This is a genomic window from Vibrio sp. 10N.261.51.F11, assembly GCF_041471665.1.
Classification (GTDB): domain Bacteria; phylum Pseudomonadota; class Gammaproteobacteria; order Enterobacterales; family Vibrionaceae; genus Vibrio; species Vibrio crassostreae_C.
The window spans coordinates 1-18,421 of the sequence record NZ_JBFROW010000014.1; the positions used below are offsets into that span (position 1 = coordinate 1).

At 41.3% G+C, this 18,421-nt stretch carries 17 protein-coding genes; 9 read left to right on the forward strand and 8 right to left on the reverse strand.

Translation table 11 applies throughout. The features are described from left to right. From AB4351_RS04930 to manA, 6 genes are all read right to left on the reverse strand, one after another. A partial coding sequence (locus AB4351_RS04930) for a class I SAM-dependent methyltransferase (protein ID WP_372125239.1) occupies nucleotides 1-857 on the reverse strand: 857 nt, incomplete at its 3' end. Beyond that, nucleotides 844-2,073: an ABC transporter ATP-binding protein gene (locus AB4351_RS04935; protein WP_372125241.1), complete on the reverse strand. Its 1,230-nt coding sequence runs from the start codon at nucleotides 2,071-2,073 to the stop codon at nucleotides 844-846. The genes AB4351_RS04930 and AB4351_RS04935, both read right to left, overlap by 14 nt. Next, a complete protein-coding gene (locus AB4351_RS04940; protein ID WP_372125243.1) occupies nucleotides 2,070-2,864 on the reverse strand; it encodes an ABC transporter permease in 795 nt (264 codons plus the stop codon). Before AB4351_RS04940 ends, AB4351_RS04935 begins: the two co-directional genes overlap by 4 nt. A gap of 72 nt (nucleotides 2,865-2,936) precedes the next feature. After that, nucleotides 2,937-4,319: a phosphomannomutase CpsG gene (cpsG, locus tag AB4351_RS04945; RefSeq protein WP_372125245.1), complete on the reverse strand. Its 1,383-nt coding sequence runs from the start codon at nucleotides 4,317-4,319 to the stop codon at nucleotides 2,937-2,939. After that, nucleotides 4,319-5,719 carry a mannose-1-phosphate guanylyltransferase/mannose-6-phosphate isomerase gene (locus AB4351_RS04950; protein WP_371713989.1) on the reverse strand — a complete coding sequence of 467 codons (1,401 nt, stop codon included), beginning with the start codon at nucleotides 5,717-5,719 and terminating at the stop codon, nucleotides 4,319-4,321. Before AB4351_RS04950 ends, cpsG begins: the two co-directional genes overlap by 1 nt. Nucleotides 5,720-5,845: 126 nt before the next feature. After that, nucleotides 5,846-7,048 (reverse strand): mannose-6-phosphate isomerase, class I, encoded by a 1,203-nt coding sequence (manA, locus tag AB4351_RS04955; RefSeq protein ID WP_372125247.1) that lies wholly within the window; start codon nucleotides 7,046-7,048, stop codon nucleotides 5,846-5,848. A gap of 312 nt (nucleotides 7,049-7,360) precedes the next feature. Here manA and AB4351_RS04960 point away from each other — a divergent pair, with 312 nt between their 5' ends. The 5 genes from AB4351_RS04960 (at nucleotide 7,361) to AB4351_RS04980 (ending at nucleotide 11,887) form a co-directional block, all read left to right on the forward strand. Continuing rightward, nucleotides 7,361-7,795, forward strand: a complete 435-nt coding sequence (locus AB4351_RS04960; protein ID WP_017061445.1) for a rhodanese-like domain-containing protein — start codon at nucleotides 7,361-7,363, stop codon at nucleotides 7,793-7,795. 105 nt (nucleotides 7,796-7,900) lie between these two features. Further along, entirely contained in the window at nucleotides 7,901-8,368 is a 468-nt protein-coding gene (gene secB / locus AB4351_RS04965; protein ID WP_009847959.1) for a protein-export chaperone SecB, read from the forward strand. A gap of 178 nt (nucleotides 8,369-8,546) precedes the next feature. Then, on the forward strand, nucleotides 8,547-9,611 hold the full coding sequence (gene gpsA / locus AB4351_RS04970) for an NAD(P)H-dependent glycerol-3-phosphate dehydrogenase (protein ID WP_372055272.1): 1,065 nt from the start codon (nucleotides 8,547-8,549) through the stop codon (nucleotides 9,609-9,611). 219 nt (nucleotides 9,612-9,830) lie between these two features. After that, nucleotides 9,831-10,652, forward strand: coding sequence for a serine O-acetyltransferase (gene cysE / locus AB4351_RS04975; RefSeq protein ID WP_009847961.1), 822 nt, complete (start codon nucleotides 9,831-9,833; stop codon nucleotides 10,650-10,652). Nucleotides 10,653-10,735: 83 nt separating this feature from the next. After that, nucleotides 10,736-11,887, forward strand: a complete 1,152-nt coding sequence (locus AB4351_RS04980) for a murein hydrolase activator EnvC (RefSeq protein WP_017066282.1) — start codon at nucleotides 10,736-10,738, stop codon at nucleotides 11,885-11,887. A 62-nt stretch (nucleotides 11,888-11,949) separates the two neighbouring features. Here the strand turns inward: AB4351_RS04980 and AB4351_RS04985 are convergent, their stop codons facing one another. Together AB4351_RS04985 and AB4351_RS04990 are read right to left on the reverse strand one after the other, a co-directional pair. Next, nucleotides 11,950-12,588 (reverse strand): TetR/AcrR family transcriptional regulator, encoded by a 639-nt coding sequence (locus AB4351_RS04985; RefSeq protein WP_017063104.1) that lies wholly within the window; start codon nucleotides 12,586-12,588, stop codon nucleotides 11,950-11,952. Nucleotides 12,589-12,696: 108 nt separating this feature from the next. After that, complete coding sequence (locus AB4351_RS04990; RefSeq protein WP_017071086.1) at nucleotides 12,697-13,860, reverse strand: nucleotide sugar dehydrogenase; 1,164 nt, start codon at nucleotides 13,858-13,860, stop codon at nucleotides 12,697-12,699. Between the two features lie 151 nt (nucleotides 13,861-14,011). Between AB4351_RS04990 and rfaD the strand changes: the two genes are divergently transcribed. The 4 genes from rfaD (at nucleotide 14,012) to AB4351_RS05010 (ending at nucleotide 18,417) form a co-directional block, all read left to right on the forward strand. Next, the gene (rfaD, locus tag AB4351_RS04995; protein ID WP_010433822.1) at nucleotides 14,012-14,953 is read left to right on the forward strand and encodes an ADP-glyceromanno-heptose 6-epimerase; all 942 of its coding nucleotides are present in this window, start codon (nucleotides 14,012-14,014) and stop codon (nucleotides 14,951-14,953) included. Between the two features lie 134 nt (nucleotides 14,954-15,087). Next, on the forward strand, nucleotides 15,088-16,044 hold the full coding sequence (lpxM, locus tag AB4351_RS05000; protein WP_372125249.1) for a lauroyl-Kdo(2)-lipid IV(A) myristoyltransferase: 957 nt from the start codon (nucleotides 15,088-15,090) through the stop codon (nucleotides 16,042-16,044). Between the two features lie 10 nt (nucleotides 16,045-16,054). Then, the gene (locus tag AB4351_RS05005) at nucleotides 16,055-17,320 is read left to right on the forward strand and encodes an O-antigen ligase family protein (RefSeq protein ID WP_372125251.1); all 1,266 of its coding nucleotides are present in this window, start codon (nucleotides 16,055-16,057) and stop codon (nucleotides 17,318-17,320) included. After that, on the forward strand, nucleotides 17,317-18,417 hold the full coding sequence (locus AB4351_RS05010) for a hypothetical protein (RefSeq protein WP_372125254.1): 1,101 nt from the start codon (nucleotides 17,317-17,319) through the stop codon (nucleotides 18,415-18,417). Before AB4351_RS05005 ends, AB4351_RS05010 begins: the two co-directional genes overlap by 4 nt. The last annotated feature ends 4 nt before the right edge of the window (nucleotides 18,418-18,421 follow it).

Here is an 18,421-nt window from a genome sequence, read left to right on the forward strand (position 1 = left end):
TCTATCACTTTAGCTTCTGCGTCTATCACTTTAGCTTCTGATTTATCCGCCTTATCCTGTGCCTCAATCGACTTTTCCGTAGCTTTAAGTAATTTACTTTCAATATTTATTAACCGAGATTCAAACTTGGCCGTTGCAGATTCAATCGATAATCCAAAGTCTGCTGAATAAATACTATCAAAGAGCTTGAGTATTTCATTATCAGCACTTTTTTGCGCAATAACAGCATAATCAGGACTAACACCATTAATCACTTCTGACAAACTCAATTTCTCTCGGTTTATATATTCTGATGGTTCTTGAAGTCTTACAACCTTCGTACGATAATAACCATAATATTCGGGTATAAATTCAAGTAGCATTGCAGGGATTGGTTTAATATGTGTTGGATCTAAATAGAAGTTTTCTGACGCTACTTTAATATTCTCTGGATTTGGCGTTTCCATAATTAGAAGTCCACCCGGCTTTAACACCCTTAGAGCCTCTCTAACTAAACATTGTAAATCTTCAAACAAGATATGCTCAACAACATGAAATGCCGATACGATTACTTGACTATCTGAATCAAGCCCCTTTAAATATTCAATTGCATTACCTTGAGAAGCATCTAAATTAAGCTCATCACAGGCGTCGAGCATACCTTGGTCAAGATCAACGCCAAAAGATTTAAAACCATGCTTCTTCATCAACTGTAGCCATTCACCACGCCCACAACCGACATCAAACGTTCGAGCATCAGTGTAAATTTCACTCAGCGGTTTAACAAATGGTAAATACTGTTCCAGTCGACTTTTAATTAACTCCCTTGAACCTCTAAATTTGTTTTCAAAGGCTCTATAAAAATTAGTATCGGACATGTTTAACCTCAATACTTTGCTCTAACCACGCTGAACCAACGAATGTTTGTTTGGAGGAATTAACCACATTGAATACAATCGCTTGATCACGCCATTCATAGTTTTTGTTTAAATGCGTCTCGTCAGAATGAGCTGCTATTGATATAGAATAGGAGCCGACACCCAAATTTAGTGAAACCAAAAATGATATTTCGATGAGGTCACCAGAAAGTACGTTCTCAATTTTCTTATTATAATGGTGTGTATTAGTACCAAATATAGCTTGCCCTAGCCGATCTTTAATCATGTACCCTAAAGTCAATTCCGAAACATTTTCACGAGCTTCAAGACAAACTTTAAGAGCGACACTTTCTCCCACAGAGACATACTCAACAGGCTCAAATTCACTATTTAAAATCTGTACACTTTGTATAACGACTTCCCTAGTTCCCGACACAGTTTCCATTTTACCTGCATCATTTACTACCTGAATAATAGTATTATTTTCTTTTTCAGCAATCAAAGCATTATAAAAATCCATTACTTCTTCAGGATCACCATCTTTTATTACCATGCCTTTTTCAAGCAAAATAGCTCTATTACAAATTGCCTGTATCGCACCACGATCATGGGAAACAATCAACAAAGTCGTGCCCTGCTTTTGAAATTCTTTAATTCTATTAAAACTTTTATGCTGAAAATAAGAGTCACCAACGGAAAGTGCTTCATCGACTATCAAAATTTCTGGACGATATGCAGTAACAACACCAAAAGCAACACGCATCTGCATTCCGCTAGAATAAGTGCGAACTGGTTGATCAAAATAGCCACCAATTTCAGAAAATGCTTCTAACTCATCGATCACCGCATCAATTTGCTCCTGCTTATATCCCATCAAACCAGCAGAATGGTATACATTTTGTCTTCCCGTAAGATCGGGGTGAAAACCCATACCCAATTCTAAGATCGCCGATATACGTCCCACAACTTGTATTTTTCCTGAGGATGGTTTGAGCGTACCAGTGATCATTTTCAACAAGGTGCTTTTACCAGCTCCGTTTTGACCTACAATCCCAACAGCTTCGCCTGGAGCTAGTGAAAAATTAATATCTTTAAGTATTTGATGTTCTTCTGCGGGTTTCGGATTGAGTCCAAACCAAGAAGAAATGCGTTGAAACTCAGAACTATACTCTTTGAATGACTTACTAACATTTAATATATCTAGTACATTGCTCATAGGACATCCGCCATTTCTTCACTAGCTTTTTGGAACATCACCATAGCCAAAATCAAACTTACCAATGCAAAAATACTTGGGTAGACAAGTAAGCTTAGATCCGGAGCCTTGTCATATAACAACACATTGTGGTAACCCATTGTTAATCCAGTCATTGGATTGTACATCATTAAGCCGTGATAGGTCTCAGGAACAATATTCAACATGTAAACTATAGGTGTCAGCCAAAACCAAAACTGAAGTATTACATTCATTACTTGCCCGACATCTCGCATGAAAACATTCAGCACACCAAAAAATAAGCCTATACCGGTTGCAAGTCCCAACGTAATTAGAACAAGTAAAGGTATCCAGTGAAGTGCGTGAAAAGGAATATGGCCCAAAAATCCAAACACTACGAACATGGTTATAAACATAAGAACGAAATTGACTAAGCCACTACCAACAACAATCAAAGGCAACGCTAGCTTAGGAAAAGACATTTTTTTTAGTAAGTTTCCGTTGTCGATAAATACCGTAAGGCAGCGGCCTAATACTTCTGAAAAGAGCGTCCAACCGATAACTCCTGACAGGATATAGATAGGGTAGGCATATTGAGTCGCAACCTCTGGCAACTTTGCAGTCATAATCTGAGAGAGGATCAGCGCATAGACAAGTACCATCGCGAGGGGATTAAGAACCATCCACAATCCACCAAGTTTGCTTCGCGCAAAGCGCGAACGAAATTCAGTGCGAATTGACGACAGTATAAAGTATCGGTACGCCCACAAAGGGAGTAGCACTCTTTTCATCTAGTTATTACCTTATAATTCTGCAGATTTCATCTAAGAGGATTACACCTCTTAGATGTGTATTGTGACACTTTACTTGCCACACAAAATAGAAAGAATGGCTTTAGTTTTCTCTTCCATCAACGCAATGTCTGCGCGAGACTCTACATTCAACCTAACAACAGGCTCAGTATTTGAAGAGCGCAAGTTAAAGCGCCAATCAGCGAACTCTAAACTAATTCCATCCGTCTCATCAAAAACTAAGGCTTCAGACTTGTACATATCTAAAACCTTAGAAATTGATTCTTTTGGATTTTGTAGCTTAGAGTTAATTTCACCAGATGAAGGGTATGCACTAATACGTTCTGAAACCGTTTCGGATAACTTCATGCTTTTAACTGACAATAACTCAGTTACTAGCAACCAAGGAATCATACCTGAATCACAGTAGGCAAAATCACGAAAATAGTGATGTGCACTCATCTCGCCGCCATAAATGGCATCCTCTTTACGCATACGCTCTTTGATAAAAGCGTGACCTGTTTTCGACATAACAGGAATACCGCCGGCTTTAGTAACTACGTCAATCGTGTTCCAAGATAAGCGTGGGTCATGAATGATTTTCGCGCCTTTTTCTTTTTGCAAAAAGGCTTCCGCTAGTAAGCCGACAATGTAGTAACCTTCGATAAAATCGCCATTTTCATCAAACAAAAAGCAGCGATCAAAATCACCATCAAAGGCAATCCCCATATCAGCCTTATGTTCTTTTACCGCATTTGCAGTATCTGCACGACATTCTGGCAATAGTGGATTTGGGATTCCGTTAGGAAAGTTGCCGTTTTCCTCATGGTGAACTTTGATAATCTCCAATGGAATATTCAGAGCTTGAAAACGCTCTTCAAGAGCATCAATCACGTGTCCTGCAGCGCCATTACCAGAGTTGATCACCAATTTCATCGGTTTAATATTCGCTGGCGTAATATAGCCCATCAAATGATCAGTGTACTCTTTCAAAACATTAATTTGCTTGTAGGTACCTTTAACATCAACGTCAATAAAATCATTGTTTTCTGCTAACGTTTGAATATCTCGTAACCCGGTATCACCGCTAATTGGCCTTGCTCCTTCACGAACAAGCTTCATACCATTGTAGTCCATCGGATTATGACTCGCTGTAACCTCTACACCGCCATCAACGCCTAAATGAAAAGTAGCAAAATAGATTTCTTCCGTGCCAGATAAGCCAATATCCAAAACGTGAACACCCGCATCCATCAAACCGTTAGCTAAAGAGAGTTTCAGTTCTTCACTTGTTAGACGAACATCTCCGCCAACAACAATGGTTTTCTCATCAGCACTTTCACTTTTTAAAAACTGGCCGTAAGCTCGGCCGATTCGGTACGCGATGTCATTATCGAGTTCTGAGCCTAGCTGGCCGCGAATATCATAAGCTTTGAAGCATGTTAACTTTGTCATTATTTACTTTCCTCTAAACGTACTACGTCGTCTTCGTTTAGGTATGAACCTGATTGTATTTCTATAAGCTCGAGTGGTATTTTACCGGGATTTTCAACCATATGGCTTACACCAACTGGAATGTAGAGTGATTGATTTTCAGAGATAATTTGCTCTTTGCCATTGCTACTTACTTTGGCGGTACCTGAAACTACGACCCAGTGCTCAGCTCGATGATAGTGCATTTGGAGTGATTGTTTTTTACCTGGCTGTACGGTAATACGATTTACCTTGTAGCGCTCACCGCCATCAATTGCATCAGATTTACCCCAAGGACGATAAACCTCTCTATGCTCTCTGAATTCAGCCCGATTTTCAGCCTTTAAATGCTCAACAATTTTCTTCACTTGTTGAACATTATCTTTGTGTGCGACCAAGACTGCATCTTTAGTTTCAACGACAACGATGTCTTTTACTCCAACCGAAGCTACCAGCTTATTCGGAGCGTAAATATAACACCCTTCAGTGTCCTCTGTTATCGCATCTCCATGAATCACGTTTCCAGAGCTATCCTTCTCTGAAACTTCCCATAACGCTGACCATGAGCCAACGTCACTCCAGCCTGCATCCATAGGAACAACTACAGTCTTATCGGTGCGTTCCATTACAGCATAATCAACAGAATCATCTGGGCACTTTAAGAACTCGCTCTTATCGACGCGAATGAAGTCCATATCTTCTGTTGTGCCATTCGTTGCTTTTGAACAACACTCATGAATTTCTGGTGAGTACTTCTTAAGCTCTTCTAGAAAGACACTCGCTTTGAACATAAAGCATCCGCTATTCCAGTAGTACTCTCCACTTGCTACATATTGCTCCGCGACTTCCAATTGAGGCTTTTCAACAAATTGCTCTACAACGTAAGCCGAATCGCCTTCTTGAGAGCCTCGCTTAATATAGCCATAACCCGTTTCTGGTGCAGTTGGTACTATACCGAAGGTTGCTAACTTACCAGCATCAGCGACAACTTGAGCTTTACGAATTGAGTCTTGGAACGCTTCCGTATCTTGCACTATATGGTCAGCGGCTAAAACTAGCATCACAGGATCATCGCCATGCGCTATCGCTTGCATTGCAGCCAATGCAATAGCCGGAGCAGTATTTCGCCCTGCAGGTTCCAATATAATACGAGCTTCCTGACCAAAAGTACGAAGCTGCTCAGCAACCACAAAACGATGGTCTTCATTAGAAATAATGATTGCTTCAGAAGCCGACATACCACTAATTCGATCTAAGGTGGACTGCAACATCGTTAATGAATTGTGATTATCTAGCGCTAAAAATTGCTTTGGGAACGCTGAACGCGACAGGGGCCATAAACGAGAGCCAGAACCCCCAGCCATAATGACAGGTATAAACATAATTTTTCTTCTTTAATTTATAATCAATACTTTGGTCCCCCCTATTTTGTAGTAAAGCAAGGGGACAAGAATAAATAGTTTCAAACCAGCGCCAAACCACTTAACATTTGGTTGTTATACGCAGGGTTAACAGTGAGCTTTAGCTACATTTCCTTTCGAAGATATACGATATTCATCGACATATGCCGGTATGAAAACTGACTTTCCTTTTTTCAACGTCACAACCTCACCAGAGTCATGAGTTAACGTCAGTTCAGCATCCAACGGCAATAAAATCTCGGCACTTTCTGGACAAACAAGCTCATTATTCGGGTTTTCATAAACAGAGAATCTGAAATCGGGAACCGGAATGGAGTAGGTAAGAACACCGTTCTCAATTAGCGGTGTTAACTTTAGCGTATCAAACGGCTTTTCCTCAAAAAGAGTACAACTAGCAAGCTCTTGAACATCAATATGTTTAGGTGTTAAACCAGCTCTCAGAACATTATCAGAATTAGCCATAATCTCTAATGCAGTCCCCTTTAGATAAGCATGAGGCGTTCTGGCATCTAAATACATTGCCTCTCCAGGCTCTAAAGTAATGACATTAAGCATTAACGGAGTAAACAACCCTATATCACCAGGATACTGCTCTGACAATGTTAAAATTAGTGAGGACAGTTCTTGAGTTACATTTCCTTTAACTTTCGAGATTAACGAGTCGACTGCTTCAACTTTGCGCCCCCCTTCCAGTGAGAGGATGCCGACAAAAAACTCACGAAGCCCCTCAGAAGAAGGATTAGCATTTAGGAGGTCAAGCATCTCACTTAACTGTGGGATTCCAACATTTGAAAATAGTGAAATGATCTCAGGAATTGCTCGGAAACCATTCATAGCTTGATAAGGAGTTAAAGCATAAACTAATTCAGGCTTGTGATTCGAATCTCTATAGTTTCTATGATGAGCGGAAAGAGGAACATGAGCTTGCTCTTCTTTATGGAAACCAAGCTCAGCCTGCTCTTTACTAGGATGCACTTGAACAGACAGTGCATTTTCAGCAGCGAGGACTTTAAATAGATATGGTAACTCTCCAAATTTCTCACTTATCTGCGTTGATAAGAATTCCTCTTTATGAGATTCAATCAAGCAAGACAATAATACTGTAGAATCGCCACATTTAACTTTCGAGCATCCATTTGGGTGAGCGCCCATCCACATTTCTGCTTGCGGCTCATTATTTAAATTATCGATATCAAATAACTGCCTGAACGAAGACTTACTACCCCAAGCAAAATTTTGAATGGTATTGTCCATTTCAAAAAAACATTTTTCTTTAGCAGCATCAAACATTTAATTAACTCCAAACACTTTAAACCTGATAGCCATCTCAGAAAAACAAGCATGCTACCGCCCTTTGATATTGAGGCGAAATCACACTACGCATAAAAATGAAGGCTTATAATTCCAAACATTATCCCTAATGTGACTTTAGGAAGCAAAATTTTTTGCTGCTTTTCCCCTCTTACATTGATCACAATAAGCAAACAATGCGAATTAATTTCTGCTTCTAAGTCTTATCAATCGCCCTATACACAGAACCCAAAACCTGGCTATACTCCTACCCAATATTTTTTCGCCCAATAACGAATAAGAGTTCAAGACATGCAAGAGTTAGTTCCATTTGTTCAAGAGAATATGATTTTAGCCATCGTATGGATCGGCTTGGTTGTTGCCATCATTGCGAACGTAATCAAAACATCAAATGCAGCCTACAAAGAGATCACGGCAGCGCAAACCACACACATGATTAACCGTGAAAACGGTGTTGTGGTTGATATTCGTACTAAAGATGAGTTCAAAAAGGGCCATATTACGGACGCAGTTCACATTTTGCCGTCAGATATCAAAGCAAATAGCTTTGGTAGCCTTGAAAGCCACAAAGCAGACCCAATCATCGTAGTATGCAAGACAGGTCAAACTGCTCAAGAAAGCGCTAACCTAATGGTTAAAGCAGGTTTCGAAAACGTAAGCGTACTGAAAAGTGGCTTAGTGGCTTGGAGCGAAGCGAATCTACCTTTAGTTAAAGGTAAAAAATAGGTTAAAGGCAAGAAGTAAGCTGACCTGATTCAACGAATATGACTTTAAGGTTTTGTCCGGCAGATATGACGAACAAAACCTAATTTAAATTTTAAGGACAAGAAAATGGCTGAAGCAGCACAACAAGACGCACAACAAAACTTCGCAATCCAACGTATCTTCCTAAAAGACGTATCTTTCGAAGCGCCAAACTCTCCAGACATGTTTCAAAAAGAGTGGAACCCAGATGTAAAACTGGATCTAGACACTCAAAGCCGTGAACTTGGCGAAGGCGTGTACGAAGTAATTCTACGTCTAACGGTTACAGTTAAGAACGCAGAAGACACTGCATTCCTTTGTGAAGTTCAACAAGGCGGTATCTTCTCTGCAAGCGAAATGGAAGCTGGTCAACTGGCTCATTGCCTAGGCGCATTCTGCCCGAACATCCTGTTCCCATATGCTCGTGAAACAATTTCTAGCCTAGTAGTTAAAGGTACGTTCCCACAACTGAACCTAGCTCCAGTAAACTTCGATGCTTTGTTCATGAACTACCTACAGAACCAAGCTCAACAAGCTGAAGGCGAACAGGCTTAAGTCTCAAAGTAGAACTTAACTCTAACGTTTCAAGCGCTAGTTAGCTTTTAAATGCACATCGTAACTTCTGCGATGTGCATTTTTTCTTTACACTGTACTAAGATTGAAAGCTCTTATTATTTTAGTAGATAGCTTTTCCAGAATTCTTCGATTTCCCTCAATATTTTTAGGTGGAAGCATGACAGACACAACTCACCCGACCAACACGACAGACGCTTACGGTAAAGACAGCGCTTACGGAAAAGAGATCGCCATGACTGTCATTGGTGCAGGTTCTTACGGAACCTCTTTAGCTATCTCTCTAGCGCGTAACGGTGCAAACGTTGTTCTTTGGGGGCATGACCCTGCTCATATGGCTCGCCTTGAATCTGAGCGCGCTAATAATGAGTTTCTACCAAATATAGAATTCCCAGAAAGCCTGATCATTGAATCAGACTTAGAAAAAGCAGTGACTTCAAGCCGAGACCTTTTACTTGTAGTCCCGAGCCACGTATTCGGCGTTGTGCTTAATAGCGTTAAACCTTACTTAGCCTCAGACTCTCGCATCTGTTGGGCGACCAAAGGCTTAGAGCCAGAGACCGGCCGCCTGCTTAAAGATGTCGCGCATGATGTGCTGGGTGATGGTTACTCGTTAGCGGTTCTATCAGGACCGACCTTCGCCAAAGAGTTAGCGATGGGCATGCCAACGGCTATCTCTGTCGCTTCACCAGATGAAGTATTCTTAGAAGAGCTGCAAGAGAAGATCCACTGCGGTAAAACATTCCGCGTATACGCAAACTCAGATTTCATCGGTATGCAACTTGGCGGCGCGGTGAAAAATGTTATCGCAATTGGCGCAGGCATGTCGGATGGTATTGGCTTTGGTGCTAATGCACGTACCGCGCTTATCACTCGCGGTTTAGCTGAGATGAGCCGGTTAGGTGCCGCTCTTGGTGCGCAACCAGAAACCTTCATGGGCATGGCAGGGTTGGGCGACCTAGTACTCACCTGTACTGATAACCAATCACGCAACCGTCGCTTTGGTTTGGCACTTGGCGCAGGCAAAGATGTAGATACCGCACAAGAAGAAATTGGCCAAGTCGTTGAAGGCTATCGCAACACCAAAGAAGTTTGGTTATTATCAGAACGTATGGGCGTTGAGATGCCAATTGTTGAACAAATTTACCAAGTGCTGTATCAAGGAAAGGATGCACACTTAGCTGCGCAAGATCTGCTTGCTCGCGATAAGAAGTCAGAAAGATAATAAGAGCTGATGCGGGATTCGAGTAAACGAGATGCGAAAAGAGTAAAAGCGGATACGAGATTCGGGTAAACGGGATGCGAAAAGAGTAAAAGCAGATTGAGCTCTTAATGAAGGCTACTTTTCGTTACTCGAATCTCGGTTACTCGCTTCTGTTCTTGTAGCTCTTAGAAACTCTCATCTCGCCATCGCATCAGCCCCTGATAAAGAATGGATGGAAAAATGAAACACTGTGAACAACAAAAGGTTTGGCAATGCATTGTGAAGGAAGCTCGACAGCAGTCAGAGCAAGAACCTATGCTTGCGAGTTTTTACCATGCCACCATTATCAACCACGAAAGCTTAGGCGCTGCATTAAGTTATATCCTAGCCAACAAGCTAAAGACGGCTTCAATGCCCGCAATGGCGGTACGTGAGGTGGTTGAACAAGCATTTAAGCAAGATCAATCGATTATTGATGCGGCTGCTTGTGATATCTGCGCGACGGTAAATCGAGATCCTGCGGTCGAGATGTACTCGATGCCTCTGCTTTATCTGAAAGGCTACCACGCTTTGCAAGGTTACCGAGTGGCTAACTGGCTATGGAAGCAAGGGCGTATTGCACTTGCTACTTACCTACAGAACCAAATTTCGGTTGCTTGCCAAGTGGATATTCACCCAGCCGCTCGTATCGGTAAAGCGATTATGCTCGACCACGCCACCGGTATCGTGATTGGTGAAACAGCCGTAGTTGAAAATGATGTATCTATCCTTCAAGACGTGACTTTAGGTGGTACGGGTAAAGAAGGTGGCGATCGTCACCCTAAAATCCGAGAAGGTGTAATGATCGGTGCCGGCGCTAAAATACTTGGCAATATTGAAGTGGGTGAAGGCGCGAAAATTGGTTCTTGCTCAGTGGTTCTTCAAGCCGTTCCGCCTCATACGACTGTCGCTGGTGTTCCTGCAAAAATTGTTGGAAAGCCGAAAACTGATAAGCCATCTTTAGACATGGATCAGGGGTTTAACGGTCGCTCTCAGAACTTCATCCATGGTGATGGGATTTAAGAGCAGATTCGGGATCCGACGAATAGCCGATGGCCGAGATGCGAAAAGACTCGCAGCAGATGCTGATTATTAATAAGAGCAAAATGACGATAATGATGAAACCCGTTCAATCAATGAGCACTGTTCTTTTGATATCTGCCAGCCTTGGTGTTGCTCTTTTGTCTTCATCATCATTTGCTGCATCTCAAGGTGAACTGAAAGGCGTATCAAGCGAAATCTCTCGTCAACAGAAAGCGCTCTCTTCCCAGCAAAAGAAACTCGATAGCCTACAGGCAAACCTCAAGAAGCAGGAGCTGTCCATCGCTTCACTTGAAAAAGCGATTCTAGACAGTAAAAAGCAGCTCAATACTGCTAATGCTAATATTGCTAATTTAGACACAAAGATTAAAGCGCTCACTGCACAGAAAAAAGTCCAGACAGACAAGTTAGAGCAGCTCATTCAGACTTACTACATGACGAGTCGAGCTAAGGCTTCTTCTCACATTCTCAACACCGGTGTAGAAGAAGATCGCATCAGTCATTATTACCAGCACCTTGCCAAAGCTCGCTCCGCAACCATTAAAACGATTGAACAGACGCAACTTGAATTAGAAGAAAGCCACAAACAGCGTCAACTTGAGCAAGAACAGATAGCAACACTGCTAAAACAGCAAACCACCAAGCGCGATACGTTAGCCAAAACTCAAACGCAGCGTAAGAAAACGGTTGGCAGCATCAAGAAAAACATCTCGGGTGACAAGAATTACCTAGCAGAGCTTCAGCGAAATGAAACACGCCTCAAAGCTGAAATAGCGAAAGCAGAAAAAGCGGCTCGAGAACGACGTAATGCAGTCCCGATGGATGGCCTAGCAAAACGTAAAGGTAAGCTGCCTTGGCCGATCAAAGATAAAGTTCTACATAACTACGGTTCACGTCAAACGGGGCAAATTAACTGGAAAGGCATGGTGATAAACGCCAAGTACGGTCAGCAGGTAAAATCGGTTTACTCTGGCACGGTGGTATTTGCAGAGTATCTGCGTGGCTATGGATTAGTGGTGCTACTTGACCACGGTAAAGGTGATATGACGCTCTACGGCTTTAACCAAGCACTTTTAAAGAAAGAAGGTGACAAGGTTAAAGCTGGCGAAGCGATTGCGCTTGCTGGTGACACTGGCGGCCAAACGCGCCCTTCACTGTACTTTGAGATTCGCAGAAACAGCCAAGCCCAAAACCCGAAGAGTTGGTTAGTTCGATAAAGAGCAGATACGGGATGCGAGTATCTTTCTTCGAATCCCGTATACCGCTTACTCGTCTCTTTCTATTTAGAGTTCAACGCCCTTACACCATCTTCTAATAATGTCAGCTGTTCAAAACCTTGCGCGGTCGCAATTGGTTTAACGGTCGCTATCATCTGCAGCATTCCTTGATGAACGACTTGCTCGGTAATTTGGGCTTTTGGAGACATCGCAGACTGATACGCCAACCAACCCGATGCGATCAAGTGAAGAGAAGTGACCATCGATTTCATTTCCGTATCCGTTGCTTTGAGCAGGTTCAACTCAACGAAGGCTCGCATGATATCGACAAGATTCGTTTGCAGCTTTTCTTGTACGGCCATGTAATCAAGGTGGAGTTTTTCATCACGTGACAATATTTCAGGCAGATTCGCATAGAAGAATCGGTACTTCCACATCAGTGTGAAGATAGAATCTAAGTAAGTCTTTAGTAACGTCAGGCTTTCTTGTTGGCCTTGAATCGGTGTGAACCTTTCAAGTAACTCTGTCGAATAGAGAGTAAAGATGTCACGGACAATTTCTTGCTTGTTGCGGAAATGGTAGTAGAGGTTACCAGGGCTAATCTCGATATGCTCAGCAATATGATTGGTCGTAATACTACGCTCACCGTGCTCATTAAAAAGCTCTAGAGCAGCGTAAACAATCTTGTCACGTGTTTTCATTAGTTATTAGTATCCCTATCCGTTTAGGGGTTCAGTATATCGCCACTAAACGGATAGATCGAGCTGTTAACATCTGGTCTAATTAGCATTAGCTAAAATAGAGCCGAATCAATCACTGCCAAACAGATCTCGTGTGTACACCTTATCTGCAACGTCTGCGATCTCTTCTACCATTCGATTAGAAACAATCACATCGGACACCGCTTTGAACTCAGCAAGATCAGAATAGACTTTCGAGTTAAAGAAGTGCTCTTCTTTCAATACCGGTTCAAACACGACGACTTCGATGCCTTTGGCTTTTAAACGCTTCATGATCCCTTGGATGGAAGAAGCACGGAAATTGTCAGAGCCCGCCTTCATGATCAAACGATAAATACCGACAATTTTAGGCGAGCGCTTAATAATTGAATCCGCAATGAAGTCTTTTCGGGTACGGTTTGCATCAACAATCGCACCCACAATGTTGTTTGGTACATCTTGATAGTTTGCTAATAGTTGCTTGGTGTCTTTTGGTAAGCAGTAACCACCGTAACCAAATGAAGGGTTGTTGTAATGATTGCCGATACGAGGGTCTAAGCCAACACCTTCTATGATCTGACGAGAATCCAAGCCATGCGCTTCCGCGTAAGAATCAAGCTCATTGAAATAAGAAACTCGCATCGCTAGATAAGTATTTGAGAATAACTTTACTGCTTCTGCTTCCGTTGAGTGAGTAAACAGTACGTCGATGTTTTCTTTTTCCGCACCTTCCACAAGAAGATTCGCAAACACTTTAGCGCGTTCAGAACATTCACCAACGATAATACGTGATGGGTGTAGATTATCGTACAGGGCCTTGCCTTCACGCAAAAACTCCGGTGAGAACATGACGTTTTCGCAGTTCAGCTCTTGCTTAATACGCTCGGTATAGCCAACCGGCACCGTTGATTTAATAACCATCACCGCATCAGGATTGATCTCCATGACGTCTTTGATGACAGATTCTACAGAGCTGGTATCAAAATAATTGTTTTTAGGGTCATAATCGGTAGGTGTAGCAATGATGACAAATTCAGCATTTTTGTAAGCGGCTTTATCCGTTGTTGCCATGAAGTTCAGCGTCTTATTTGATAGAAAGTGCTCAATCTCATTGTCTACAATCGGTGACTGCTTATTGTTTAGCATTGCCACTTTTTCATCGATGATATCTACCGCAATGACTTCATGATGTTGTGCCAAAAGCATAGCGTTTGATAGACCCACATACCCTGTACCGGCTACTGCAATCTTCATGATAATACCTATAGTTTTGAGTAATTAACTCAACATAATTTATAACTTAGCTTGCCGTATCATACTCTGGTTGGGGAATTATTCCACTAGCCCGCTTTATCCATTCCTTGCTATACTCGTGACAGTTTTGTATTCAAAAGAGTTAGAAATTATGATTATCGTAACGGGTGGTGCTGGCATGATTGGCAGCAATATTGTTAAGGCGCTTAATGAAGCGGGCCACAACGATATTCTAGTCGTCGACAACTTAAAAGATGGTAAGAAATTTAAGAACCTTGTAGACCTAGACATCACGGATTACATGGATCGTGATGACTTCCTAACTCAAGTCATGGCCGGTGATGATTTTGGTCATATTGAAGCTGTTTTCCATGAAGGAGCATGCTCTGCTACCACTGAGTGGGATGGCAAATACATGATGCTCAACAACTATGAATACTCAAAAGAGCTACTTCATTACTGTGTTGAGCGTGAAATTCCTTTCTTGTATGCCTCTTCAGCTGCAACTTACGGTGAGACCGACACTTTCATCGAAGAGCGAGAGTACGAAGGTGCATTGAATGTCTACGGCTATTCAAAACAACAATTTGATAACTACGTTCGTCGCTTAACCGCGGATGCAGCAGCACACAACGAAACGCTTTCGCAAATCGTAGGGTTTCGTTACTTCAATGTTTATGGTCCACGCGAGCAACACAAAGGCAGCATGGCCTCTGTCGCTTTCCACCTAAACAACCAAATGAATGCCGGTGAAAACCCGAAATTGTTCGCAGGTAGCGAAACCTTTAAGCGTGATTTTGTGTATGTAGGTGATGTTGCGGCTGTAAACTTGTGGTTCTTAGAGAATGGGGTATCAGGCCTCTTTAATCTAGGTACTGGCAATGCTGAGTCGTTTGAAGAAGTCGCCAAGGCAGTTATCAAGCACCATGGTAAAGGCGAAATCGAAACGATTCCTTTCCCTGAGCATTTAAAAGGTGCTTACCAAGAATTCACTCAAGCAGACCTAACGAAGCTTCGCGGTACAGGTTGCGATATCGAGTTTAAAGCAGTAGCCGATGGCGTTGCTGAGTACATGAAGATCGTAAACGCTTAACGGTATATTTCAGATTAGGACCAATAATACACCCTACTTTTAGCGTGTATTATTGGGAATGTCTAACGAATATAATCATTCCCAGAGTGACCGATATTAAGTTAACTCTCTGATTTAAATAATGTAGTGAATGAATGACCACACAACGCAATGATTTTGATCCAAAAGCTTACAACCCTGAGTTTGAATGGGGTTTTCTAGCACCTAAATACTGGGGAACTTGGATTGCTGTTTTGTTATCGTCTTTAGTCTGCTTCTTACCTAACAGCATTCGTTTAGCATTAGCTAAGTTTATGGCTAAGCAAGCTGTAAAAATTAAGAATAAGGCTAACCGCCGGGCTCGAGTTAACCTTGAGATGTGTTTCCCTGAGCAATCTATCGAAGAGCGCGAAGAGACTCTCTATCAGTCATACGTTACTTCCATCTCATTTTTGATGGGATTTGCTTCACTGACACTCAAGAGTAAAACTTGGCTAGAGAATAACACTTCGATAAACGGCCTGAGCAACCTAACCGATATTACAGACAGTGGCGAGAATGTGATCTTGCTGGTGCCACACACATGGGCTATCGATATCCCAGCGGTATTATTAGCTTCACGCAATTTACCTGTATCTGCGATGGCGAAAGCACAAAAAAACAAACTCAGTGACTGGCTAATGCACCGACAGCGCGTGCAATACGGCGGTCGTGTTTATGATCGCAGTGGTGGTATCAAACCTTTCATCAAGTCGGTACGTGATGGGTACCTGGGTTACTACCTCCCTGATGAAGATCTTGGCCGTGAGCACAGTGTCTTCGTTGACTTTTTCGCGACTCAAAAAGCAACTATCTCAGGCCTTGGTCGCCTATCAAAACTAAGTAAAGCTAAAATTGTGCCCTTGTTTGCTCAATACGATAGCAGTACAGGCCAATACGCCCTGGACTTCTACCCTGCTCTACCCTTCCCAACAGGAAGCGAAGAAGAGGACGCTCGTATGATGAACCAATGTATTGAAAATTACGTGAGCAAAAACCCAGAGCAATATATGTGGATCTTAAGGCTGCTTAAGACTCGTCCTGATAGTAATGTAAACCCTTATAGTAATTAACCACAATACAATGTCCTCTACTCATTTTTCTAAGACAAAAACAGTACCCTTTTTTGCTGCTTGCTTTCCTGTTATATGCATTGCTTATGGCTCGGGATACAACTACTCCAGTATTATCTTACTGCTCGCTTGTATTACCAGCTTATGTTTCAAAAGGCATAAACCCCGACTAAGCTCTGAGGAAAAGCTTTTTTTATATACACTTTGCTATTATTTCATCTCTTTTGTCGTATTAAAGCTTATCCATGGTGAGAAGTGGAGCTTTATAGACAAGCCGAGTAGAGCGCTGCTCACTATTCCTATTTTTATTGCACTACTGCGCTACCCACCATCATGGAGGAGCCTCGCTGTCGGGATAAATATAGCCTCAATTTGTTCAGCGGTAGTTGCCCTATACTTTTTACAAAATTATCCCGAACTAAGAGCATTTGATGGGCGTATTCCTAACCTTTGGTTTGAAGGTTACATGCAGATTCAGACGGGTGGCATGGTCACCACATTTGCTATGTCTAGTCTAGCTATAGCGTTATTGGAAATCAAAAAGAAGAACTATCTATTCTCCATCATGTCTTTGATTGCATTCGCCTTGGCATCTTGGGCCAGTTTGCAATCTGAAAGTAGAGGCTCTTGGTTACTCGTTCCTGTTGCTACGCTTGTAATTATCCACTACAAGTTCAACTTGTTCCGTATCAAAGTTATCCTATTAACTCTTTTTTCAATATCACTTGCAGTTGCTACTCTTAGTACTAATGATACTGTTACCTCTCGAGTCAATGAAGCTATCAGTGATTACAGCCAGTACAACTCAAGCACCAATGCCTTTACCTCAGTGGGGATTCGACTCAACTTATGGAAAAGTGCATCAATCACTTTTTTAGAAAACCCATTAGTGGGTGCTGGCACTGATGGAAGACTCGAAAAAAGAAAATCATTAGGTGATGCTGGCATTATAGATAAGCAAGTATCTCGAATGACTTACCATGAGCATAATCAATTTCTAGAGGCAGCTTCGGTTACAGGGATAATAGGACTAAGTGCTTTAATAGCTATATTTTTAGTACCCTTGTTCCTTTTCTTTAAGATATTGAACAGCTCATCGTCTTGTGAAAATGCTAAGAACTTTAGTCTACTTGGAATAGTAAGCGTTATACTTATGGTTGGTTATTGCCTCACGCAAGCTTTTTTCAATCACAATTCCGGAACAATTTTTTATCTAGTCTGGACTAGTATTATTTTGAGTTCAGCTATGTCTAGTAAAGTTAGGGGAGGAAGATGAAAAATAAGGACCTATATATTTGCTCTACCGTAAGACATCTACTTTTTAGTCTGTATAAATCACAAGGTAGTGCCACATCTTCAATGATAATTTTTTTCTATGATTATCAACACGTTGACCCTAAAAGCTTAAGTTGCGAACAATTGCCAGATAATATTGAGCTAGTCCTGGTTAGTAGAAAGCAGCTAGTAATGTATATGAAGGAAAGTGGTTTTAAAGGAAAATACCTCTTATTCTGTGCATTACGTGGTTGGTCCATACCTGATAATTTAAAATCTTACCTCATAATGTTATTTAAAAAATACGATGGTAATTTGAATGTTGATAGCACAATCAACACCCTATTTCTATATAATGACAATAACAAAATGTCTAGATTATTTAGACTACTATCGGCATCGTACTCAATGATTGAAGATGGTATGGGCAATTATGTTGAACACAAAATAGACTCTAAACCGAAACAACTCCTTCGCTTACTCTCAAATAAAAACCCGAAGCGCTATGTGTTTGGCGAGAGAAAACAATGTAATTATATTTATGCGATACATCCAGAAAAACTACCTAGATCTGTAATAAGTAAAGGTAAAAAACTAGTTTTATCTGAAAACAAAACGAATATTTTAAATATTCAACGCTGCTTCAAGTTTGATAGTTCTCATATTTTAAATAGGAAAACACTAATTATTGCCACGCAGCCAACATTCAATAAACTGAAGGGAAAGCTTATTGATAACGGTTTCTTTCATGAAATTTATGATTTGATAATATCGAAAAGTAGAAGTAAAGGATTTGAACCAGTTTTAAAATTACATCCGAAAGAAAATGAATTAGATTATTTGTCTTTCAAAGAAAGAGGGATAACTTTCTTATCGAACAAACAGCCTTTAGAGCTTTATTTACTATCTAGTACAGACACTGTTAACATAATATCAATTAACTCTTCAGCGGGTATCGGTATGGAAGAGTATTGTAACATATATAAGTTAATTCCTGATAGCGAAGTGTCTAACTTTGTAGATATCATAAGTAAATTAGAAATAAACAAAGATAGCCTTCGAGAGAGAATCTCTATCCAGCTATCTAAAATGACATAATATT